Here is a 23,443-nt window from a genome sequence, read left to right as displayed (position 1 = left end):
AAACTTTGGCAAGGAGTTTGAAAATCAGGTGTGATTAATTTTTATTAATTTTTTTATTTCTTCAAAAAGATTTTGGTTTGCATGCACAATACCATCTACAACCGGATTAGAATTGTTATAGGTAAAATCCGAGCCATCCAAACGGCAAATTTTTCCGCCGGCTTCTTTTAAAATTACTTCGCCCCCGCAAAAATCCCATTCGCTTTTGGGATTTAAACTAAAACTGCCATCGGCACGGCCACAGGCAACCGTTACCATTTTGTGCGCCATGCCTCCGGTTTCAATAACGCTAAATTGATTTTCGTATTGTTTCCATTCGCCACGCTTGGTTTCAGAACGGCTCGCTAAAATTTTAGTTTTTTGATCTAAAACAGAACAAGCACTCACAGAGATAGCTTTTCCATTGCAGGTAGCGCCCTTCCCTTGTTCAGCCGCAAACATTTCACCCGTAGCCGGGTTATACACCACGCCTACAACGGGCTTGTGATTCACCACCAAGCCAATCGACACAGCAAATTCGGGGATTTTGGCAATAAACTCTTTGGTCCCGTCTAAGGGATCTACAATCCACACGCGGTTTTTAGACAAACGATCAGAAGTATCTTTGGTTTCTTCCGAAAGCCAACCGTCATCAGGAAAAGTTTTGAGGAGTAGTGTTTTAATAGCCGCATCAGCCTCACGATCGGCAATGGTAACAGGTTGGTCGGCCCCTTTGTGCTCTACAGTGTATTCGGCACGATAGTATTGATTGATAATATCTCCGGCTGCTTTGGCAGCCTGAATAGCTAGAGCAAGTTCGCGACTATAGGGCATGAATCAGGAATAACAAAATTACGGGATCAAAGCCAGCGGATCTTGGTCGAAAGTGCCTTCAATAGTTGCCGTATAGCTAAAACCGGCCATTTCAGGAAAAGTACCAGGAATCACACCAACCGAAATCATTTTGATAGCATTTCCGCTAATTTTAGAACCGGAAATTCCTTTAACTGTACCCGTTGTAATTTGTGCCGGAATACGACCTGAAAAAAGTCCTGAATCGGTGTCTTTTGCAGTATAACCGTCAACGGCATCAGCATCATCTTCACCAATCACAAAAGCACGAACACGCATGTTGACCGCATTAATGGTCATATCACCAGCTTTGGTAACAGGACCCACATAAACCGAAGTATCCTTCACACCACATTTACTATCAGAACTACTGCCGCACGAATCAATCACTAAATCTACCATTTTAATGGTACCCAAATCATCTTCCGGTAAATATGACTGGCAATCGGTATCCGTTACATCGTCACGACAAATACGCACAATCATTTTGGGGAAATCTTGAGCAGCCACACTGGCTGTGCCGCCAGTACCTGTGGGATTAGCTTTGAAGTAAATTGGAACTTGTAAAGTTTGAACGCCATCATACGAATGAACTTCTGCTGTATCTGGATCGGTTAAATCGGTTGAAAAAGTAAAAGAAAGAGTACGCTTTGTCCCCAAAGTAGTAACATCCAGAGTAGGACCGGTACCATCGTCATTCGAGCTACCCCCACCCGAAGAGCCACCACAGGCATTAAAAGCAATAAAAACTAGTAAAATCAATAACTTATGTAATTTTTTCATACCTACCATCCTCTCCTTATTAATTATCGGCAAAAATCATAAAAGGTTGCGTGAATAATGAAGCCGCAAATCGCCCCCTAATATTTGGACATCATTCAACTTTAATGCGGGTAATTCTTTTAATAGCCTATACGGCTCCACAAAAGATTTATCCTTTTTTTCCAGCATTGTAGGGGCCACATAATAAAGCACTTCATCCACCAACTTTTCTTTTAAAAAACTTTTCATTACCGTTGGGCCACCTTCCACTAACACACTCATCTTTCCTTTTTGGCCCAAATCATCCAACACAGATTTAAGATTCTTTGACGAATAGGTCAATACTTCTCCACCGGGGGTGGTAAAAATACGAGATTGCGGTGAAAGAGAACGCTTTCCTTGTAAAATAACACGCGTAGGCTGGATGAGATCTGATCCGTAACGCACATTAAGCTGGGGGTCATCGGCAATAACTGTGCCCGCTCCCACCAATACAGCATCCACCGTACTACGCAGCGCGTGAACATCGCACACGGCTTCATGGCCCGTCAGCCATATTTTTTGGCTGTTAAAAGGCGCCATTTTAAAATTGAGCGTGACTGCCGCCTTTAAAATAACATGTGGTCTTTTTTTGGTGATGAATGTGGTAAAAAAACGATTTAAAAAAGCGCATTTATCTTGAAGAACACCAACAGTTACTTGAATCCCGTTTTTCTTTAATTTGCGGATAGATTTGTGGTGCGTTTTAGTATTGGGATCGGCCATGCCAATAACCACGCGCTTCACACCAGAGTTAATCACGGCGTCCACACACGGAGGAGTTTTGCCAAAATGGAAACAGGGTTCCAAATTTACGTAAAGTGTGGCACCACGGGCATCAAAATTAAGTTTGCGGAGCGCATTAATTTCGGCATGAGGGCCACCAAATTTTTCGTGATACCCTTCGGCGATAATTTTGTTATCGCGTACAATCACAGCCCCTACCAGTGGGTTGGGAGAAACCAAACCACGACCAAGAGCAGCGAGTTCTAAACAGCGTTCCATGTAAAAATCATCATACATAAAATTGTAACCCACCCTGTCCCTCCCTTAATTTAAGGGAGGGTACTTTCTTAGGCCCCTCCCACTTAAACTAAGGGGGAGGACGGGAGGGGGTTACTTCTTCAAAAGTCCCTGCAACTCATCCATAAACTGGTTCACATCTTTAAACGAACGATACACTGAGGCAAAGCGCACATAAGCTACAGGGTCTACTGCGTGCAACTCACGCATAATCATTTGGCCAATAATATGCGAGGCCACTTCTTTTTCGGCCTTATCCTGCAGTTCGGTTTCAATTTTAGAAACAATTTGTTCGATAGTTTCAATAGAGACGGGACGTTTTTCGCAGGCTTTTTTGAGGCCTCCAATAATTTTAAGGCGGTCAAATGGTTCGCGGCGGCCGTCCTTTTTAACCACCATGGGCAGCATTTCTTCAATACGTTCGTAGGTGGTAAATCTTTTTTGGCAAGCTTCACACTCGCGACGGCGGCGAATTAAATCACCCTCACCCGACTCGCGCGAATCGATTACTTTACTTTCGGAATGAGTACAGAAAGGACATTTCATGAAGAGGTGGATGGTGAATAGTGGATGGTGAATAGTACAAAAACAATTTTCTTTCCATCAACCACCCACTATCCACCATCCACTATTAACGATACATAGGAAATTTCTTCGACAGCTCAATCACCTGAGCTTTCACCTTAGCCTGTAAAGCCTCATTGCCCACATCGGAGAGTACTTCCGTCATCCAGGTAGCTACAAGCGTCATTTCTTCTTCTTTAAAACCTTTGGTGGTTAAAGCTGGGGTTCCTACTCTAATACCGCTAGTTACAAAAGGCGAACGGCTTTCTTTAGGCACCGTGTTTTTATTAACAGTAATACCCGCACGGCCCAAAGCTTCTTCACCGTCTTTGCCCGAAATATTTTTATTGGTGAGATCCACTAAAATAAGATGATTATCGGTTCCACCACTCACCAAGTTAAAACCTTTTTCCAAAAATACTTTAGCTAAAGCCTGAGCATTTTTAATCACCTGAGCGGCATATACTTTAAAATTGGGCTGCAGGGCTTCTTTAAACGCAACCGCTTTGGCTGCAATCACATGCATGAGAGGCCCGCCCTGGATTCCGGGAAAAATCTTTTTATTAATATCTAAAGCATACTGCTGTTTGCACATAATAAGCCCACCACGAGGGCCGCGCAGCGTTTTGTGTGTGGTAGACGTTACAAAATCACAATGAGGAAAAGGATTGGAATGCAAACCAGCAGCTACCAGGCCTGCAGGATGCGCAATATCGGCAAAAAGTTTGGCGCCCACTTCATCGGCAATTTCTTTAAAAAGTTTAAAATTAATATCCCGAGGATAAGCCGATGCACCACACACAATCATGGCGGGCTTGTTCTTTTTGGCTAAATCACGCACTTGGTCGTAATCGAGACGGCCAGTATCGTGGTTTAATCCGTAAGGAACAATTTTATAAAGCTGGCCCGAAAAATTTACAGGAGAACCGTGCGTTAAATGCCCGCCTTCCGATAAATTTTGCCCCATCACCGTATCGCCCACTTTACAAGCGGCTAAATACACGGCCATGTTGGCCTGCGAACCGCTGTGCGGTTGCACATTAGCATGCTCGGCACCAAACAACTCTTTGGCACGGTTAATGGCTAAATCTTCGGCCACATCTACATAATCACAACCACCGTAATAGCGTTTATGAGGATAACCTTCGGCATACTTATTGGTAAGCACCGAACCTTGTGCTTCCATCACGGCTTTAGAAACAAAGTTTTCGGAAGCAATCATTTCCAGTTTATATTCCTGGCGGTCAATTTCGTGCTGGATGGCATCGTTTAATTCCGGATCAAAATCTTTTAAAGTTTGTTTGTTCATTTATTTCTCCATCTCCGCAATCTTTTTTAAACGCCCTTCATGCCGCCCACCAGCAAAAGGTGTTTCTAAAAATATTTTTACAATTTCTTTTGCAAGCTCCACACTTAAGATGCGCCCGCCCAAACACAAAACATTTAAATTGTTATGCTCGCGCGTTAGCTTGGCGGTTTCTGTATCAAACACAGAGGCAGCGCGAATCCCTTTTACTTTATTAGCCGCAATGGAAATACCCACTCCCGTACCACACACTAAAATACCACGATCAAATTCACCTTTGGCTACCCCCATCGCTACCGGCTTTGCATAATCGGGATAATCAACAGAATCATCTGTAAAACATCCAAAATCCTGAACTGTGTGTGAAAGTGTAGAGAGATAATTTAAAATTTCTTTTTTAAGGGATAAACCGCCGTGATCGGAAGCGATGGCTATTTTCATTCTTGTTCCCTATTGAACTTTGGATTGAACGTAATCAATGGCATTTTGAACGGTGAGCATCTTTTCGGCATCATCGTCCGGAATTTCCATTTCAAATTCTTCTTCCATGGCCATGATGAGCTCTACAATATCAAGCGAATCGGCGCCCAAATCTTCAACAAAATTGGCCTGGCTTAAAATTTCATCCTCGCGCAGACCCAGCTGCTCGGCGATGATTTCTTTAATTTTACTTTCAACAGTGGTTGAACGTTTGCTCATGATGGATTTAAAAAACTAAAATTTATCCAGCTTGATAACTTCCATATCTTTGTAAAAACCGCAATGAATACACACACGATGAGGAAGTTTTGCTTCCTGACAACGAGGGCACTTGGAGGGAGCCTCAGTACGGGCTTTAGCACGCAGGTGCGAACGTCTCATGTTACGGCACGATTTGGAAACTTTGTGTTTTGGAACAGCCATAAATACCTCGAGAAAATAAATGTCAAAAACGAAGGGCATGCATACTAGAGTAATAATAGGCTGTCAAGAAAAGATAAAAACCCAATTTTCTTAGTAATTTTAAGGCTTTATTGCTGTGTTTTCGGTTTAAATCCTTTAAGGGCCGCCCAAGGACTAACCGGGTTTAGATTTTGATCACAGGTACAGCTTTTTTGATTAAGATTAACACCACACTGAGAGCACAATCCTTTGCAACTTTCCTTACATATAAAAGCTTGTGGTAACGACAAAACCATCTGATCACGCACAATTTCAGACAAATCAAACTCATCGTTATTATAAAAAGAAAATTCCAAATCTTGCTCGGTAAGCTCCAACTCTTCGTCACCAATGGTATTGCTCACCTGAGAAGCTGGCGTTAAATCCATGGTAATGTCGGTTGCCAAAGAATAACTCATGGGCTCCAAACATCGATCACAGGCGTGGTTTAAAGTAACATCTACATGGCCCGTTACATGCACCTGATCATCAAAACGCTGAAGGTCCATGTGGCCTTTTAGAGTTTGAGGATCAGGTTTTTCAACGGGAAAAGCTTGTGTTAAAACATCCACCATCCACGGCGTTTGAGCATTTAAATCAAGATGCAAACCTTCTTGAGAAATAGAGCTTACTTTAACAATCATACTTTTATGGGAAGTTTAAGACCTTTAAGTTTATCCTGAAAGGCGTAATATACGCGAGAAGGAGCGCCGTCTTCTTCCATGGGGTCACAAAACAAATCGCGCATCTCGTCTCTACTTATTTTTTCATACAAAAGTCCATAAAACATTTTTTCACCCAAATAGTAACCAATAGCGTGCGACAAACCTAAAAATAAGTCGGCACTCATGGGGCTTATTTTATTGGCATGAAAAAACTCGCCTTTCCTAATTTTTTTACGGTGCTCCATATACAAAGCAGCCACCTGCATAGGAAGCGAGTTTTTGGGAAATTCATACTCTCTCAACATGCGCCTAAAATCGCGCGTACGTGGGCATTTGCGTTTGTGATTAATAATTTTACTGCCAAAATAGCCCATAGCCTCATGCAATATATTGGCATAAAACGCATCCTGCGTAGCGCGCGGCCTCTCGTGCCCAGCACACAAAGCGCGCAACATATGAGTAGCTTCTTCGGCAGCATGATTAATAGATACATTAGCCAAATAAATAATTTTTTTAGAAGGTATTGTGTACGATTCAGACCTTAAAACTTGATTGCGGATAATTTTAAGTTCGCGCGGCATAAATCCCTTTTGCCCACGTAAATATTTAAAAAAACTTAAATCGCCACAGGTAAAAACTTCAATATCTTCTTTTTCTTTGCCAATTTCAATATTGAGAAAAGATGAAATGCGGTCGATATACTGTAAAATGGTTTGTTTAGAATCTGCATATTCGAGTGTTTCACCTTCGTTTTCCAACCAATTAAGATAAGACTGCTGCGCAATAATAGGTGGTGTATTCATCCGGCAAAATTCGTTGTTGGAAATTTTCACCACCATGGCCTTATCTTCCAATCCACGCTCGGCAAGTTTCCAATAAATAGACTCGCTATTTTGATAAAGCGTTAAAGTTTTTAATTTTATTTTTTTCTGATTAAAAATCTCTTTTACTTCTTTAGGCAAGTGGTTAGGCGCCAAATGCAAATCTCCGGTAAAAACAAAGAGTTTTCGTCCTGAACTTTTTTGGTGAATCTCAAAAATATTTTTTGCAGATAGTTTGTCACGTTTTTCAATCCCCTTATACTCGTTAGGAGCAGGATCAATTCCAAAAACAGGGATATTATTTTGTTTGGCAAAGTAAAACAAAAATTCAAAATTTTTCCATAAATCAAAATACCAATGTTCTTTAAATTCTATTTTTCGTAAAAACGTAAGTTCGCTTATGGCCCCCTTCATGTATTTGTCTAAAAATTGTTGATACCGTGCCTGAACCAATTCAAACGCTATGGCAAACTCATCACTAACGGGTAAATAAGAACGCAAAACGCGTAAAAAAGAACGCTGTGATTGATTGAGCGTGTGGTAATCCCCCACAAAAATGATATCGGCCTTCCGGATAGCCTCCACAACCTCCTCTACAGGCACTATTTTACGGTAATTTTTGACCGCATTTTGATAAGCCCGTTCGTAAGCCAAAAAGGCCCGATCTTGGGCCATGGCCTGGCTCCCAATCATCCTTTTATTCTGTTTAAAAATCTGCTGCTGAATTTTAAGCAATTCTGCCCGTGGAGAAGCCAGTTTCATAGCCCTATTCTTATACGAAAGCCCTTGTAATTAAAAGACAAATTTAGGTTTTGTGTTTAAAAGCGTTTGACTTTGTTCATACACCCCATTATGGTGCAGCCCTTCTATGAAAATATCGATCATTGGCACAGGTTATGTAGGGTTAGTAACGGGCGCCTGCCTGGCGGAGGCTGGCAATAATGTCACCTGTGTGGATATTGACCCCAAAAAAATCGATAATTTGAACAAGGGAAGCATCCCTATTTTTGAGCCAGGTTTAGAGTCTATTGTTAGGGAAAATCATAAAAAAAATCGCCTTTCTTTCACCACCGATTTGGGGAAAAGCATTAATGACTCAGATATATGTTTTATAGCGGTAGGCACTCCTCCTCAGGAAGATGGGTCGGCTGACTTAACCCATGTATTAGACGTGGCCCGTGAAATAGCCCAAAAATCCACTAAAAAAATAATTGTGGGTACTAAAAGCACAGTACCTGTTGGTACGGGAGATAAAATTGAAGAAATTTTTAAACAATATCTCAAGCATCCTTATGTTGTTTTTTCTAATCCCGAATTTTTAAAAGAGGGCGATGCCGTTCACGATTTCATGAAACCCGACCGCATTATTATTGGCCTTAACGATAAATCTTTAAAACCTTTATTTGAAGAACTCTATGGCCCTTTCATGCGGCAAAAGGAAAAACTGATCTTCATGAGCCGCCGTTCCTCTGAACTTACTAAATATGCGGCTAATGCTATGCTGGCCACACGTATATCGTTTATGAACGAAATGGCTAATTTGTGTGAAAAAGTTAATGCGAATATAGATGATATTCGTCATGGCATAGGCGCCGATCCTCGCATAGGATCGGCTTTTTTATTTCCGGGAATAGGCTTTGGCGGTTCGTGTTTTCCAAAAGATGTAAAAGCTATTCAGAGAACAGCCGTGGAGCATGGAGTTTCTCTTGAAGTTATTCATGCTGCATCGACGGCTAATGAAAACCAGAAAAAGGTTTTATTTGATAAAATTGTAAAACATTATGGAGGGCGCGACAAACTACAAGGCAAAAAATTTGCTGTTTGGGGTCTCGCATTTAAAGCCAAAACGGATGATATCCGTGAGTCTCCGGCCTTAGCATTAATTGACCAGCTATTAGATGCAGAATCTATAATTACAACCTACGATCCTGAAGCAACGGCGAATGTAAAAATGCAATATGGCGATAAGTTAATATATACATCTGATGCTTATGTAGCATTAAAAGATACTGACGCCTTAATAATTGCAACCGAATGGAACGAATTTAGAAGCCCCGATTATAATAATTTGAAAGCAAATTTAAAAGACAAAGTCATTTTTGATGGCCGCAATTTATTAAATGAAGTTCATACTAAAGAAGTGGGGTTATCCTATTACAGGATTGGAAAAGTATCATGAATCAATGGTTTGTAATTAAAACCAAATCTCATCGCGAACTGGATGTGCACAATCTACTTACGCGTGCACATTTTAAATCTTTTCTCCCTCGCATCCGTCAAGTTCAGCATAAACTGCGCGCTACGCACTTAAACGTTAAACCTCTTTTCCCAGGTTACCTTTTTATCTATATCGACTTCACCAATCCTTCAAACATACATCTGATTAAATATACACGTGGCGTTTCTCATATCTTGTGTGCAGAAAATAAGCCAGTTGCCGTACCTGATGAAGTAGTGAATGCTATCAAAAGTAAAATGAATGATAAAGGCTATGTGGAACAGCCTATGACGGTAGAAAAAGGGGAAAAGGTAAGAGTAAAAAAAGGAATGCTGGCCGATTTGGAGGGAATTATTGAAAAGAAAAGCTCGGACGATGAGCGTGTGATTGTGCTTTTAAATATGATTAACTACAATTTAAAAGCAACGCTGCATTGGTCGGAGATTGAGAAGATTAGAGTAGCTTAAAGAATTAGAGATAGGGTTTTACCTGCGGTGGGATATCAATCTTAAAATTTTTAATCAGTTCGTTAAGCCCCTTCCATGTACCCACATCATTCCATCCTACATTAAAGGGAACATAGCCCACTCTTTTTGATTTTTCCATCAATCCATAATCGATAGAAATAGAAGGCGCTTTCGTAAAATAAGACAATATACTTTCTTGGTTTAGTTTTTTCCCATCCAGCTTTATATCTTTCAGTAAAAAACTGATTTCGGGCATGTGGTTTTCAATTTCTTTTAAAAAAACATCTGCTTCCCATGCAAAAATACCGCTATTCCAAAAAAAATTACCTAACTCTATATAAGAAGCTGCTTTTTCAACGGTGGGTTTTTCTACAAAACGAACAACATCGTGAGGCGCCTTTGTTTCAATATATCCATAATCGGATGAAGGAAATGTAGGCAACACCCCAAATACGAACATCCTTTTCTTTTCCACACTTTGATCTAAAGCTTCTTCAAAACAATCCCGCGCTAGTTGCGGCTGGTGGATATAATGATCGGAAGGTAAAAATAAAACACAAGCTTTCGGGTTAAGACTATGCAAATAGGCTGTAATCAATGCAATAGGAGGTGCTGTATTTTTCTTGAGAGGCTCGCCGATAATATTGGAAGCCGGAATATCGGGTAACTGATCGGCAACAAGACCGCAATATTTTAAATTGGTGGAAACAAAAACATGGTCTGTAGGAACCCAGCCGGCAATTCGATCGTAGGTTTCCTGAATCATGGTACGATGAGGATGGGTAATATTTAAAAACTGCTTAGGCCGCTGGGGGGTACTATATGGGGCAAAACGAGTCCCTTCACCTCCGGCAAGAATAACAACATAGATATTTTCAGATTTCATTTATCGAGATTTTTTTTGAACTCTTCAACCATGTCAACCGGGGCGGGATCAACCCCATACTCTTTGGCCAGATAATAAGAAGTAAAATCACCAATCAAAATAGCATCCCACAATTCCTGAAGATGGTTATCGCCTTTTAATTCCACATCAAAAAAAGGCATTTTGTCGGATAATAAATTTTTCATCACATCCATACGTTTGTAAATACGCGGATGCATGCATTGTCCTTTAAAATAAACAACAGCCGTCTTCATGAGCATTTTTGTAAACCCCACCATCTCATTATGGTTTAGCTCAGGAAATGTATTGAAAAAACTCTGCACTTTGGCATTTTCATTAAATTTAATTTTAGTGATACGACAAGCTGAATAAAAATTGGAAGCCCCGTAAACAATAGGCACAAAGTTTTTTAACTGCTTGGCCAAAACACGGCCAACCTCTTCCTGACGAACAACTTCCTTTTTTAAAAATTCGGAGAGAGAAGTAAGATTATTTTTTTGAGGAGATACCAGCTTCAATTGCTCTAATACGCCTAAAATAGCCGCAAAAAAATATCCAGCAGCACAACGGGGCTGAATACAACTGGGGATCTGAATAAAAGGAAGTTTTTTACTAAGAGCCACCTCTTTTAATCTACCTCCATGGCACAGCACAACAATGGAGGCGTTTTTTTTGAGAGCTTCATCCAATAATTGTAATGTCTCTTCAGTATTGCCAGAAAATGACGAGCAAAAAACTAATGTTTGGGCGTTTACATAAGAGGGCAAAGTATAATCGGTAACAATGGCAATATTAGGAGATCCGCCTAAATAATCATTTAAAATATCAGCAGGCAATGCCGAGCCCCCCATACCTCCAAGAACTATTTTACCAATACTCGTTTGAGAGAGCGACAAAGCAAGAGCGTTCTCATAAGTCACCAAGAACTGTTGATAAGTATTTTTAATAGTATCAAGCATTAATTATTATGAAGTCTGTCGTACAACAACAAAGTCGTAAGGGTAGTATTGGTAATCGTATTGAACCATGTGAGTGCATTGGTAACGGTAATGGATTTTGTAGGAACAATAATAGTATCTCCCGGATTAATTTCTTTCACATTAGACACTAATCTTTTTTTACCATCACCCGACAACACCTTAACCCGTTTTAAGCTGGACTGATGGGTAGGGCCGGCCAAACCTACATAATCTAAATATTTAAAACTGGGCTGAAAGGAATAAGCCCCCGGCGCCGTCACGGCACCAATCACATTTACATTATCATTAATGGTAGGATAAAAAATATTATCACCGGGAATTTTGCTGACGTTATAATCAAATTTTTTACCGACAAGAAGAATATGAGGAACAACAACAATATCTCCCTTTTGAACTTTAAAATCGTAATCAATTTTGTCTGAACTGGACACTTCAATAACATTTTTAGTTCCATCCATGCCAAAACGGATAATACGGATAGGATCTGTGCTGGTATAACCCGTTGCCAACCCTCCGGCCATTTTAATTGCTTTTGATAGAGAAATAGGCTGACTAATTTCATAATTACCAGGCCTATTAACCGGGCCTTCAATTTCAAACTCTCCCTTTTTTAAAGGAACAAAAACAACATCATTGTCTACCAGATACGGATTCTGATTAAGATCACCATTATACTTATAAGAATAAATATCTATTTTTCTGGACTGGTTCTGTCTTTTAAGCTGAATATTTCTTTGGCTGCCATTAGGCAAAATATTACCCGCGTAACGCAATAAATCGGTTACCCTATCGGAAGGCAAAATTTTATAGGTACCCGGACGAGCCACTTCGCCCAACACATGAACCGTATAACTTAATGAGTTGACAGAACCCATACCACCAAAAGGAACCGGGGAAAAAGCAACAGCATCATCCTCCGTAAAAGCCATATTGGCTTTATTACTTCCTAAACTATCAACAAGTTTTTTTTGCGTACCAAATGATGATTGCTGTAGGTTTTTTCTGCCCAACGCCTGAGACCATGAGCTTGTACTTTGCAATACTAAACAGAAAAGAAAAAAAAGACTTAATATAGCCTTATAACCACACAGCTTTTTGAATATAACCCTAATCATATTAATCCCTGCTATTACTTTTCAAATACTTTTATTTTTTGCCGATTATTTTTTAAATACTCGAGTAAAAAAACCAGAAAAATGGCAACGAAGCTTGACATCATAAAAGTGACAATAACAATCCTACTTCTAGCTGGTTTAAACTTTTTCGCCGGAACCTGTGCCCAGTCTATAACTTTAAAGTTTAAATCTTCTTTTGCCTCTTCAATTTTTGCAACTTGATACTTTTGAGCCAAAACCATGAGCATTTGCTCACTTTCCTTTTGCTTGCCCGCTAAATATTGAAAATACGTCTGCTGCGGTATTTGATGAGCCAATTGATTATTATTAGCACTCTTCACATCGGCTAACTTTGAGTATAAAGACTGATTATTATTGATGACACTTTGCAATATGGGAGGGCCATTAGCACCAGGAACCTGCTCGCTAGCAAAAACAGGTTGCTCTGATTTAGCATGATCTTCTCCCCCCCCCGCGGTAACATCCACATCTACAAATGGGTTCTCACTGGAAATGGTTTCATTATTATAAAAAGAAGACAACTCTTTACCCGCATTAAGAAACATCCGCTGCATTTCCTGAAGTTGCTGCTCTATAAAAATACGATTTCTTTTGGACGATGTATAAGTATTTTGTTCAAGTTCATTTTGAAACTCAAAAATGTAACTATTAACTAGTTCTGCAGAAAGTTTTGGATCAAGCGTAACCGCCCTCAGAGTAATAATTTGCTTTTTCTTATCATCTGTAATTGTCAGCATCGAAAAAAACTTTTCAACAATATTATCGTAATCTTTGATTTTATCTTTAGCTTCGGGTTTCCACGTTTTGTTTTTTTCGTCCCAATAATTTGGATAGATTGCAGGCAAAAAGTTATACTTATTAATAACTTTTACAGCCAAAATCTTGCTTGTTAATATTGGTAAAAGTTGCGCCGAAGCACTATTTCCTCCCAATCCTCCACCCAAACCAAATTGAGCAGAAAGCATCATACTCATCATACCTGCACCACCTTCTGCACCTCCCCCCATTGGTAGCAAAGTCGCCTCAGCCTTGTAATATTTGGGCAAAAGAAGAGATATGAAAATAGATGCTGTTGTTACAAGAAAAACAAAAGTAACTATAAAAATTTTCCAACGGAAAATTATATTAAGACCATCTAGGAGATTGATTTCACTATCTGATTCAGATGACATAAGAAAATTTTACCTTCTGGATTATAAGCGCCATACCCTGTAGCCCATTTTACGCAATTTATCCGCATCAAGCTGAGATTTAACATCAATAATACAACCATTGGGTAGCAACTGACGCGTTAATTCTTCCAATGAAAATTTCAAATATTCTTTATGGGCAACAGCCAAAACAAGAACTTCTGCCTTTGACAAATTATCCCAAGCCGTTAAAGAAAGCTCATATTCCCGTAAAGCTTCCTGCGGGCTAACTAAGGGATCGTTCACAGCTACTTTCAACCCAAAAGATTCCAGTTCTCGAATCATGTCCACTACTTTTGAATTACGTAAATCCGGACAATTCTCCTTAAATGACAGCCCCAAAACATTCACTTTGGCGCCTTTCACACCGCTTCCCGATTGAATCAATTCTTTAACCGTACTTTCGGCCACAAACTTAGCCATCCCATCGTTAATTCTTCTGCCCGCCAAAATAACCTGGGGATGGTATCCTATTACTTCCGCTTTGTAAGTCAAATAATAAGGGTCAACACCAATACAGTGCCCGCCTACCAAACCAGGGCGAAAAGGCAAAAAATTCCATTTTGTACCTGCTGCCTTTAACACTTCCATCGTATCAATATTCATCCGGTTAAAAATAATGGCCAACTCATTCATTAATGCAATATTCAAATCACGTTGTGTATTTTCTATAACTTTTGCCGCTTCAGCAGCCTGAATGGAAGAAGCTTTAAACACTCCAGCCTTAACCACACGATTATATAATTGAGCTACTTCATCCAGAGTTTCAGGTCTATCACCCGATACTATTTTGATGGTATTAGACAAAACGTGTTCTTTATCTCCTGGATTAATACGCTCAGGAGAATAACCCACTCGAAAATCTTTCTGCCATTTCATTCCCGATTCTTTTTCTAAAACAGGAATACACACTTCTTCGGTCGCACCAGGGTAAACCGTAGATTCATAAATAACGAGGCTCCCCTGCCTCATATTTTGTCCAATTAAACGGCTGGCCGAAACAAGTGGAGCAAAATCAGGCTTATAGGCTTCATCAACGGGAGTTGGAACAGCCACAATAAAAACATTAGCCTCACTTAATTTTTTAGAATCCGCGGTAAACTCCAGAGAAGAAGCGTCACGAAATTCACTTTCTGTTACCTCATCAGCAGGATCTACACACTTCTTATAGGAAGCTACTTTTTCTTCTGACAAATCAAAACCAATAACTCTACCCAATTTCCCAAAAGCAACAGCTAAAGGTAAACCCACATAGCCAAGCCCTACTACAGCAACAATGGTTTCCTGATTATCTTTCATGGTCATGAATTCTGATAAAATTTAATTAAAAACACCTTAAAGAGGCATACCGAAACCGGCTTTCACTATCTGCTCCATTCCTGGCGGAGGAAAAGGCATAAGACTTTCCTTTCTGCTCGCAATCCGCACTAAATCATCAGGCGCCCCCAAATCAAGAAGAATTCGCTGAACTAGGCTTAAAGCCATAGAACGGTTTACAATAGTTACTAACGTCAAAAAAATCAATTTTAAGTCCAGGATGAAAGAACGATTTTTACAGTAAAAAATCCCGAGCCTGCTTTTCCAGGGGCGAATAAGCTGGTTATAAGCAAGATCGGGGTTTTGTTTATTTTCAAGAATAGCGCCCTCGTCGGCAAAAACAATAGAAGAAAAATCGGTAATTCCAGGAACAATACTTAACAGCTCATTTTCTTCCTGTGTATAAAATTTTATATCGTTCACCGTATTAGGTCGTGGCCCCACCAGCGACATATCTCCAGTAAATACATTCCATAACTGCGAAAGCTCATCTAACTTATATTTTCTAACAAATCGGCCTATAGCTGTAATACGCGGATCAGCATTCCCTGTAGAACTGCCACCCAGCGTTTCTGCATTTACAACCATAGAACGAATTTTGTACATCACGAAAGGTTTGCCGTTTTTCCCAGCACGTGTTGCCTTATAAATGGGAGAGTGGCGATCTTGTAAATAAATCGCAAACATCACAATAACAAGAAAAGGCCCCACCAGAAGCAACGCTAAACCACTAACAATAAAATCAAAAAAACGTTTAATTCTCATCATCCCCTCGAAAGCAAATGCTCTACCTTATTGGCTATGCTATCTGCTTCTAGTTTATATTGTTTTCGCAAATACTCTTGCGAACCTACCAGGGAAGAAAAACCGGCTTCCAGAGCAATTCTTTTAAACTTTTCAGGATAAATTCCCGAATCCATCAAATGCTCGGCAACGGCGCTTCCAAGCCCGCCATGCAGGGTATGTTCTTCAACAGTAACAATACCTCCTGTTTCTTTTGCGGCCCTGGTCAAAATATCTTTATCAAGAGGCTTGATGGTATGCATGGAAATAATACGCGCGTTAATACCCTTTTTGGCCAAAATATCGGCGGCTGACTGAACTTCTTTTAAAATACCTCCGCAAACAACAAAAGAAATATCGTTTCCTTCCTTTAATACCCTGGCCTTACCCAAAGTAAATACTTCGTTGGCCCGAGGCGCATCTTCGCCAAACGATTTATCTAAACGGAGATAACAGGCTCCTTCACGAAGCACAAGAGCAGAGGTCGCTTCTACGGTTTCCCACAAACCACATGGAGCAACTACAGTAATATCGGGAAGACTGCGAAGAATAGCCAGATCTTCTGTAGCATGGTGAGAAATCCCCAAAGCTCCATAGCTAAAACCTCCGCCAATAGAAACAACCTTGACGTTAGCATTATGATAACAGGCATCGTTGCGAATCTGTTCTAAACAGCGTAGTGTAGGAAAGTTTGCTATAGAATAGGTAAAAACAATTTTACCTTCCATCGCCATACCGGTTGCCAAAGCCGTCATATTTTGCTCAGCAACTCCTGCATTAATAAACTGTGACTGTAATTGAGCTCTGTAATTGTCAAAAACTCCAAAGCCCAAATCTCCCGTAATAAGAACAATACGTTTATCGGCAGAGGCCAGTTCTGTCAGCCGTTTAATAAAATAATCTCTCACTTAGTCAGTAACTCCTTTTTAGCCGCGGCAAATTCTTCACCCTGTGCAGAACGATAATGCCAAAGCACACTGTGCTCCATAAACGAAACTCCCTTACCCTTGATTGTATGGGCCAATATAACGGTTGGTTTTCCGGAAGACGCAGAAAGTCCGGAAAAAACATCAGTTAAGGCGTCATGATCATGACCATCCACTTCTTTAACCTGCCATCCAAAAGCCTTCCATTTATCAGCAAAAGGTTCTAGAGCCAGCGTTTCGGCCACAGGCGCTAAACTTTGAATTTTATTATAATCAACAATTGCTATTAAATTATCAAGCTTGTGGTGAGAAGCAAACAAAACAGCTTCCCAGTTAGATCCTTCATCGCATTCGCCGTCCGACATCATCACAAAAGTACGCCATGATTTTCCGTCCATTTTGGCAGCCTTGGCCATTCCTACACCAACTCCCAGCCCATGTCCCAGACTTCCAGTTGACAATTCAACGCCCGGAATTCCTTTATGACTCACATGGCCACTCAAATCGGAACCGTCCTGATAATGGGTTAAGAGTTTATCGGTTTTAAAAAAACCGCATTCAGCCAATGTCGCATATACCGAGGCGCCAGCATGGCCTTTACTTAAAATAAAACGATCACGATTTTCCCAGCGGGGATTTTGCGGGTCAACCTGAAGAATAGCACCATAAAGCACTGCTAAAATATCCACTTGGCTAAAACACGACCCGATATGCGAGCTATTCCCGCGACTAGTCATCTCCAGAATATCCATTCTGATTTTTTGAGCCAGATCTACAGTGTTATGATTTTTTTTCGTTATCATAATTAATCAAGAACAGCAAAACTGATATAAGGATCAAATTCCACGCGCTCGAGCTTTAAGGGAGATTTCTTAAAATGCTCTAGCATAGCCAGAGTTTCACCTGGCCATAGAGGGTTATCAAGTTCATCAAAAGCAATCACCGCTCCTTTAGGCATACGTGGAACAAAATGTTCCAAAGCTATTTTGGTAGGTTCATAAAGATCAAAATCCATAAAAAGCAAACTCACCACCAAATGAGGATTTTCCTTAACAAAAGCCGGAATGGTTTTGGTGGCATTTCCGCGAATAAGATTTGTTTTGGGAACATGTCCTAAAAAACGGGTAGAATCATGAATGGCAATCAATTCTTTTAATTCTTCATAAGAATCGGCGTGCAAATCACCATGCTTCACATGATTACTTTTGGCCGACATATCGGCTTTGGATATCTCAGGAAAACCAGCAAAAGAATCAAAACCATAAATGCGACGAGTTAAATTAACAGGCTCTAAAATAGCACTGAACTTTGACCAGCTCATTAAGCCAAAACCGCGAAAAACTCCACATTCTACAATAGAGCCTTTTACAGGCAGAACACGCTTGAAAATTTCGTAGAGTGCCAAAAAACGGGTGATATTCTGGCGACGCACATATTTGGGGAAATTCTCTATTTTTTTTCCCCACGACTCCGGATTTCTATCAAAACAGGCAGCATTTTTTTTCGCTTCGTCTTTTTCGGCAGAAGTTCTAAGCCCACCTTCTACATGAATTTGCCCTGCTTTTTTTGATTGAGAGGATTTTTTCATAGTTACTTTCTATTTTTTATAAAACTCTACTATTTTTTCACAAACATAATCCACATCGTCATCGGTCAAAGCCGTGTGCATAGGCAATAACATGTATTTTTTACTCATGGCTTCGGCGTAAGGAACATCGGTATTAAGCCCCAGCTTCTCAAACTGGTGAATAAGATGCCCCCCCCATTGAATAATTGTTTTAATACCGTTTTCTTCCAAAAAAAAGCGTAATTTTTCGCGATTTTCGGCCTCAATTTCGTAGTTTTGGTAAATATCAAAGTGGGCATCATCGGCATCAGGAGCAGGAGGTAAAAGCACTTCTTTGATGTCTTTAAGAGCATTTTGATAACGCATCGCCAAAGCGCGCCTTTTGGCAATGGCTTCGGGGTATCTTTTTAACTTAAGTAGTAAAATGGCAGCCTGGATATTGTCTAGTCGTGAATTATAGCCAAACATCCATACTTTTCCGTCGTCGCCACGACCATGATCGCGCAACAGCTTTAATATTGTAGCCACTTCATCATCGTTTGTAATTACTGCTCCTCCGTCTCCAAAACAGCCTAATGTTTTTGAGGGATAAAAGCTAAATGCTCCGGCGGCACCAAAGGTGCCGGCAAATTTATTTTTAAATTTTGAACCAAGTGCCTGACAAGAATCCTCCACAATCACCAAATTGTGATTTTGGGCTAATTTTGTAACAGGCTCCATGTTGGCGGTGCGACCGTTAAGCTGAACTGGCATAATGGCACGCGTCCGCTTGGTTATTTTACGTTTTACATCGTCCGCATCAATCAAGTGATCTCTAGCACAATCCACCAGAACGGGCTTTGCCCCCACATGATCAACGGCGGCGGCCGTTGCCACAAAGGTATGGGTAGGAACAATCACCTCATCCCCCGGTTTAATGCCCACAGCCTTAAGCGCCATCATTAAAGCCATTGTACCGTCAGCCGTTCCCAGCACATGCTTAACGCCTAAAAATTGCCCCAGCTGCTTCTCAAACTCAAAAAGCTCCTGCTGCATGATATAGGCGCCCCGGCGACATGTTTCGGTAAGCACCCGGGAATAATCCTCGTCATGCTCTTTAAAAATGTGAGGGTAATTAAAAAATGGAATATCTCTTTTTTTCATAACTTAAAATCCCGTCAAACTTTAGTAGCTGCAACATACAGCACATTTGAACACCGGCTGGGCTCATGGGAAGAAATAGCCACCGGAGGAACATACGGCGCCGTATGAATATCTATTTCTGCCGGCATAGGCAATAACTCCCCAAAAAAAATACGCTTGAGCCACTTTTTGCCCGACATCGTTTTCGGCATCAGATTAAGAGCTACAACAAGTTTTTTAATCAGGCGAATTATTTTTTGCTTTAATCCAAGAGCAGTTTCAGAGAGATTTCCCAGAAAAACACAGGAAAACCCCAAAGATTGAAGCAGGGCATTGAGTTCAACAACACCATAATAGTGAGTGGAATAAGGGCTGGGGTTAAAATCGAACAGATCTTTATTGGCTGTGGCTATCAAAACCACACCCCCGGGACGCAAAACCCGCTTGCACTCCTGAATAAACTGCTTGGCAGAAGGAAGGTAATAAATAGCTTCAAATAAAATAACAACATCCAGACTGGAATCATCAAATGGCAGATGTTCGGCATCCATTTCGGTAATAGAAATGCGGTTCCCATAATGGGCCCGCGCCTGTAAAACCAGATCGGGTGTGATATCACCGGCCCGTATACTGCGAGAGACAGAAGCCAAATAGCCAAGCCCCTGCCCCACACCACAGGCTATTTCTAAAACATCTTTATTATGACAATAACCGCCCGCCCATACATACCGTTGAACAACACGGCACAACTGAGCCTGAGACACTTTTTCACCCGCTATTTCAGTAACATTTTTAAAATTTTGCACCATAATTTATAAGCTTTGATAAACGGTTTCCTGCATCCCTTGAGGCATTAACACTTCATTAATAATTCTTTTAAAAACAACCTGGTCGTCAAATTCTTCTTTCATACGTATAAGCGATTGCCGTCCCATCTCACGACATAATTCAGGATTGGTGATGATTTTTTCAATAGCCCGTGCAAGAGCTTTTGAGTCTTGAGGAGGAACAAGATAGCCGTTTCGACCATCTTCCACCGGCCCACGACATTCGGGAGTATCTGCCGCAATAACCGGCTTGGAATAAGCCATGGCTTCCAGAAGCGCACGAGGATAGCCACCTTCCCTGTAATAAGAAGGTAAAACGGAAATATCCGATAAAGCGTATAATTCCCGCACATCTTTTCTAAAACCCAGCCATTTCAAATGAGACATGGACTCCATACCACGTATATAGGAAACAGGTACTATAGAAGGATTTGAAGGTTCTTCGGGAGCCACCAACAGAAAATAAAGATGGGGCAAAGTTTTATGCAATTGAACAGCCGCCTCGGCAAACTCCTTCACTCCTTTTTGCTCAATTAAACGGGCCACCATAATCACAATCTGGCATTCTTCTGGTATTCCCAATTCCTTGCGCATATTTTTAAGTTTAGCAGGATCAATACGCTCCATACAAAAATCGGTTAAGTCAACTGCGTTTTGAGTCATAAAAGTCTTTTCTTGAGTCACCAGACGTTGCGAAACAAAATCGGAAAGATCTCTGGGATTTGTAAACCACACTTTATGAGTAGCCAAGCACGATAGTTTATACAAAATAGTCATCAACCCCTGAAGCAGAGATTCTTTAAAAGAAGAAGGAGCATTAAAAGTTCTGCCTAGCCCGCGCACCGCCATCACTCTTAAAGGAATACCGGCAAAAAAAGCGGCAAATTGCCCATAAATATTGGGCTTGGTGGTAAAGGTAATGACCGCATCACATTTTTCTTCTCTCATCATTTTATAAAGTTTGAAAAAATAACGAAGATCACTGAGAGGCGAAATAAAACGCTTCATCGGAAGCTCCCGATGCGTGGACAAAACTTCATTTTTTAATTCTTCACGATACATATCAGCAGAAAGGCCTTCTACAACACCACCCACCGTCACCAGCTTTACTCCCGGAATTTGTTTCAAAAGACGAGAGAGTGTCTTGCAAAATAAAAGAGTGGAAAGATCATCAGGATTCACACAAAGAATCTTCATTTATATTTTCCCCACGATGCCAGCATAAAAAAAGTCCATAAGCGCTTAGCCCAGCGCTCATCATCAAGAGATGTTTGCCTGTTTACAAGAGCACTTACCTGATCACGGTCAAACATATCAAACAAAATACTGTTTTGAGACAAACAGGTATCCCTGGCCATATCATAAAGATCCTCTTTCATCCAGCGTACAAGAGGCATTTCAAAACCTCTTTTGGGGGCCGATACGATTCCGTCTGGCAAATACCGTTTGGCAATAGACCGTAAAACAGGCTTGGTATCTCCTCCCGATAGCAAATTTCTTTTATCAAGTCCGGCCACCCAATAAACCAGTTCCTGATCTAAAAAAGGAGAACGCCCCTCCAGGCCATGAGCCATGGTTGCCATATCAATTTTAGGCAGTAAACAATCAGCCATCCCCACTAAAAAATCAAAAGCCATAAACTGGGCTAACGGCGGCAAGGAAGAATAGTCGGATAATCTTTCACTTAAAACTTCACGCGTAGAGAGCTGGTTATGAAAAGAATTTTTGCCAAGAAAAGCTTTTTCTTCTTCATCAAACCCGTCAGAAGACCACAACAGATAACGAGTTTGGGCATCGGCCTGAGCTGCCCGTATAAAACGATGAAAAAAGGAATAAGCATTCCGAAAGCCCTGAGGTTGCGGCAGTATTTTTGCCAGCCCGCCCAGACTTCCTTGAGGCAACAGCTGCAGGATAAACTGAATTTTTTGAAGCCAGCGCATGGCATAGGTACGTCTGTAGCCACCAAAAAGTTCATCACTACCTTCGCCGTTAAGAACAACTTTTACATACCGTGATGCCTCCTGAGAAATGGCATAAGTAGGTACAGCGGAAGGATCGGCAAAAGGTTCATCATAAGTCCGTACTATTTGAGGCAACAAATCTCTCAAATCCGGGTCGAGCCGTATTTCGCGATGCTGCGTATGATAACGTTCGGCTACCAGACTGGCTAAATGAGATTCATCAAAACTGGAATTTCCAAAACTAACGGTAAATGTCTGCAGCGGCTGGGAAGACTGCAAAGCCGCCATAGCGGTAATTAAACCACTATCAATGCCTCCCGATAAAAATACCCCTACCGGCACATCGGCACGCAAGCGAAGTTTAATGGCTTCGTTTAAAAGACGTTCCGTTTCTTTTTCAATTTCCTGAGGCGACAAGATACGGGATGCCTCGTTCGGGAAACTCCAGTAGTTTATTTCTTCCCGCACGGTAAAATTTTCTTTAAAACATACAAGGGTACCGGGATTAATTTCTGTTATTTCTTTATAAATAGTTTGGGGGCCCACCACAAAACCAAGAGTCAAATAATCGGAAAGAGCCTGTGAGGAAAGATTTACTGATATATCAGGATATTTTAAAATTCCTTTTATTTCCGACGCAAAAACAAGACACTGATGATCCTGATAAACATACAAAGGTTTTTTACCTACCCGGTCACGACCTAGCCATAGAATTTTCTTTTTTATGTCCCAAAGAGCCACGGCAAACATCCCGCGCGCGCGCTTTAAGGTTTTTTCAATCCCCCATCGCTCCATGGCCTCCAGCAACACTTCCGTATCGGATGTTCCTCTAAACTGAACACCCATACCAGCAAGCTCTTCGCGCAATTCAACATAATTATAAATTTCCCCGTTAAAGGTGAGTACAAAGTTACCGCTCTGAGAAAGCATGGGCTGCTTCCCATCTTTGCTTAAATCAATAATGGCCAAACGGGCATGACCCAGCACCAGTTGCCCCTGGGCATCTGCCCATGTTCCATGGCCATCCGGCCCGCGATGACTGATCGCAGACACAATCGACGAAACCTTTTCTAAAAGAAAAGCGGCTTCTTTGGGGGAGTTAAGATAAATTCCGGCAATACCACACATAGT

At 40.9% G+C, this 23,443-nt stretch carries 25 protein-coding genes; 2 read left to right on the top strand and 23 right to left on the bottom strand.

What is annotated here, in order from left to right; translation table 11 throughout:
- Positions 1-24: 24 nt before the first annotated feature.
- From K1X76_03660 to K1X76_03615, 10 genes are all read right to left on the bottom strand, one after another.
- Positions 25-813, bottom strand: coding sequence for a 3'(2'),5'-bisphosphate nucleotidase CysQ (locus K1X76_03660; protein ID MBX7148158.1), 789 nt, complete (start codon positions 811-813; stop codon positions 25-27).
- Between the two features lie 18 nt (positions 814-831).
- Positions 832-1,614, bottom strand: a complete 783-nt coding sequence (locus tag K1X76_03655) for a hypothetical protein (protein ID MBX7148157.1) — start codon at positions 1,612-1,614, stop codon at positions 832-834.
- Between the two features lie 36 nt (positions 1,615-1,650).
- Positions 1,651-2,655 (bottom strand): bifunctional diaminohydroxyphosphoribosylaminopyrimidine deaminase/5-amino-6-(5-phosphoribosylamino)uracil reductase RibD, encoded by a 1,005-nt coding sequence (gene ribD, locus K1X76_03650; GenBank protein MBX7148156.1) that lies wholly within the window; start codon positions 2,653-2,655, stop codon positions 1,651-1,653.
- A gap of 93 nt (positions 2,656-2,748) precedes the next feature.
- On the bottom strand, positions 2,749-3,201 hold the full coding sequence (gene nrdR / locus K1X76_03645) for a transcriptional regulator NrdR (GenBank protein ID MBX7148155.1): 453 nt from the start codon (positions 3,199-3,201) through the stop codon (positions 2,749-2,751).
- Between the two features lie 85 nt (positions 3,202-3,286).
- Positions 3,287-4,528 carry a serine hydroxymethyltransferase gene (locus tag K1X76_03640; GenBank protein ID MBX7148154.1) on the bottom strand — a complete coding sequence of 414 codons (1,242 nt, stop codon included), beginning with the start codon at positions 4,526-4,528 and terminating at the stop codon, positions 3,287-3,289.
- On the bottom strand, positions 4,529-4,966 hold the full coding sequence (gene rpiB, locus K1X76_03635; GenBank protein MBX7148153.1) for a ribose 5-phosphate isomerase B: 438 nt from the start codon (positions 4,964-4,966) through the stop codon (positions 4,529-4,531).
- 9 nt (positions 4,967-4,975) lie between these two features.
- The gene (gene acpP / locus K1X76_03630; GenBank protein ID MBX7148152.1) at positions 4,976-5,224 is read right to left on the bottom strand and encodes an acyl carrier protein; all 249 of its coding nucleotides are present in this window, start codon (positions 5,222-5,224) and stop codon (positions 4,976-4,978) included.
- 15 nt (positions 5,225-5,239) lie between these two features.
- Complete coding sequence (gene rpmF / locus K1X76_03625) at positions 5,240-5,428, bottom strand: 50S ribosomal protein L32 (GenBank protein ID MBX7148151.1); 189 nt, start codon at positions 5,426-5,428, stop codon at positions 5,240-5,242.
- A 107-nt stretch (positions 5,429-5,535) separates the two neighbouring features.
- A complete protein-coding gene (locus K1X76_03620; GenBank protein ID MBX7148150.1) occupies positions 5,536-6,090 on the bottom strand; it encodes a DUF177 domain-containing protein in 555 nt (184 codons plus the stop codon).
- Positions 6,087-7,694, bottom strand: coding sequence for a ChaN family lipoprotein (locus tag K1X76_03615; protein ID MBX7148149.1), 1,608 nt, complete (start codon positions 7,692-7,694; stop codon positions 6,087-6,089). The genes K1X76_03620 and K1X76_03615 overlap by 4 nt, the downstream gene beginning before the upstream one ends.
- A gap of 106 nt (positions 7,695-7,800) precedes the next feature.
- Between K1X76_03615 and K1X76_03610 the strand changes: the two genes are divergently transcribed.
- Positions 7,801-9,111, top strand: a complete 1,311-nt coding sequence (locus K1X76_03610) for a UDP-glucose/GDP-mannose dehydrogenase family protein (GenBank protein MBX7148148.1) — start codon at positions 7,801-7,803, stop codon at positions 9,109-9,111.
- Positions 9,108-9,617: a hypothetical protein gene (locus K1X76_03605; protein MBX7148147.1), complete on the top strand. Its 510-nt coding sequence runs from the start codon at positions 9,108-9,110 to the stop codon at positions 9,615-9,617. The genes K1X76_03610 and K1X76_03605 overlap by 4 nt, the downstream gene beginning before the upstream one ends.
- A 4-nt stretch (positions 9,618-9,621) precedes the next feature.
- Here the strand turns inward: K1X76_03605 and K1X76_03600 are convergent, their stop codons facing one another.
- From K1X76_03600 to asnB, 13 genes are all read right to left on the bottom strand, one after another.
- On the bottom strand, positions 9,622-10,503 hold the full coding sequence (locus K1X76_03600) for a mannose-1-phosphate guanylyltransferase (protein MBX7148146.1): 882 nt from the start codon (positions 10,501-10,503) through the stop codon (positions 9,622-9,624).
- Entirely contained in the window at positions 10,500-11,462 is a 963-nt protein-coding gene (locus K1X76_03595) for a bifunctional phosphoglucose/phosphomannose isomerase (GenBank protein MBX7148145.1), read from the bottom strand. Before K1X76_03595 ends, K1X76_03600 begins: the two co-directional genes overlap by 4 nt.
- Positions 11,462-12,412 carry an SLBB domain-containing protein gene (locus K1X76_03590; GenBank protein MBX7148144.1) on the bottom strand — a complete coding sequence of 317 codons (951 nt, stop codon included), beginning with the start codon at positions 12,410-12,412 and terminating at the stop codon, positions 11,462-11,464. The genes K1X76_03595 and K1X76_03590 overlap by 1 nt, the downstream gene beginning before the upstream one ends.
- Before the next feature lie 200 nt (positions 12,413-12,612).
- Complete coding sequence (locus tag K1X76_03585; protein ID MBX7148143.1) at positions 12,613-13,791, bottom strand: hypothetical protein; 1,179 nt, start codon at positions 13,789-13,791, stop codon at positions 12,613-12,615.
- 21 nt (positions 13,792-13,812) lie between these two features.
- Entirely contained in the window at positions 13,813-15,108 is a 1,296-nt protein-coding gene (locus K1X76_03580; GenBank protein ID MBX7148142.1) for a nucleotide sugar dehydrogenase, read from the bottom strand.
- A gap of 36 nt (positions 15,109-15,144) precedes the next feature.
- Positions 15,145-15,891, bottom strand: a complete 747-nt coding sequence (locus tag K1X76_03575; GenBank protein MBX7148141.1) for a sugar transferase — start codon at positions 15,889-15,891, stop codon at positions 15,145-15,147.
- On the bottom strand, positions 15,891-16,817 hold the full coding sequence (locus tag K1X76_03570) for a transketolase (protein ID MBX7148140.1): 927 nt from the start codon (positions 16,815-16,817) through the stop codon (positions 15,891-15,893). Before K1X76_03570 ends, K1X76_03575 begins: the two co-directional genes overlap by 1 nt.
- Positions 16,814-17,638, bottom strand: a complete 825-nt coding sequence (locus tag K1X76_03565) for a transketolase (protein ID MBX7148139.1) — start codon at positions 17,636-17,638, stop codon at positions 16,814-16,816. The genes K1X76_03570 and K1X76_03565 overlap by 4 nt, the downstream gene beginning before the upstream one ends.
- Before the next feature lie 2 nt (positions 17,639-17,640).
- A complete protein-coding gene (locus K1X76_03560) occupies positions 17,641-18,423 on the bottom strand; it encodes a TylF/MycF family methyltransferase (protein ID MBX7148138.1) in 783 nt (260 codons plus the stop codon).
- Positions 18,424-18,432: 9 nt separating this feature from the next.
- Entirely contained in the window at positions 18,433-19,545 is a 1,113-nt protein-coding gene (locus K1X76_03555; GenBank protein MBX7148137.1) for a DegT/DnrJ/EryC1/StrS family aminotransferase, read from the bottom strand.
- 14 nt (positions 19,546-19,559) lie between these two features.
- On the bottom strand, positions 19,560-20,333 hold the full coding sequence (locus K1X76_03550; GenBank protein ID MBX7148136.1) for a class I SAM-dependent methyltransferase: 774 nt from the start codon (positions 20,331-20,333) through the stop codon (positions 19,560-19,562).
- 3 nt (positions 20,334-20,336) lie between these two features.
- On the bottom strand, positions 20,337-21,548 hold the full coding sequence (locus K1X76_03545; GenBank protein ID MBX7148135.1) for a glycosyltransferase family 4 protein: 1,212 nt from the start codon (positions 21,546-21,548) through the stop codon (positions 20,337-20,339).
- A complete protein-coding gene (asnB, locus tag K1X76_03540; protein ID MBX7148134.1) occupies positions 21,545-23,440 on the bottom strand; it encodes an asparagine synthase (glutamine-hydrolyzing) in 1,896 nt (631 codons plus the stop codon). Before asnB ends, K1X76_03545 begins: the two co-directional genes overlap by 4 nt.
- Positions 23,441-23,443 lie beyond the last annotated feature (3 nt).

The organism is bacterium, assembly GCA_019695305.1.
In the GTDB taxonomy this organism is placed as follows: domain Bacteria; phylum UBA10199; class UBA10199; order UBA10199; family JAIBAG01; genus JAIBAG01.
This window is presented reverse-complemented; position numbering and strand designations above follow the sequence as displayed.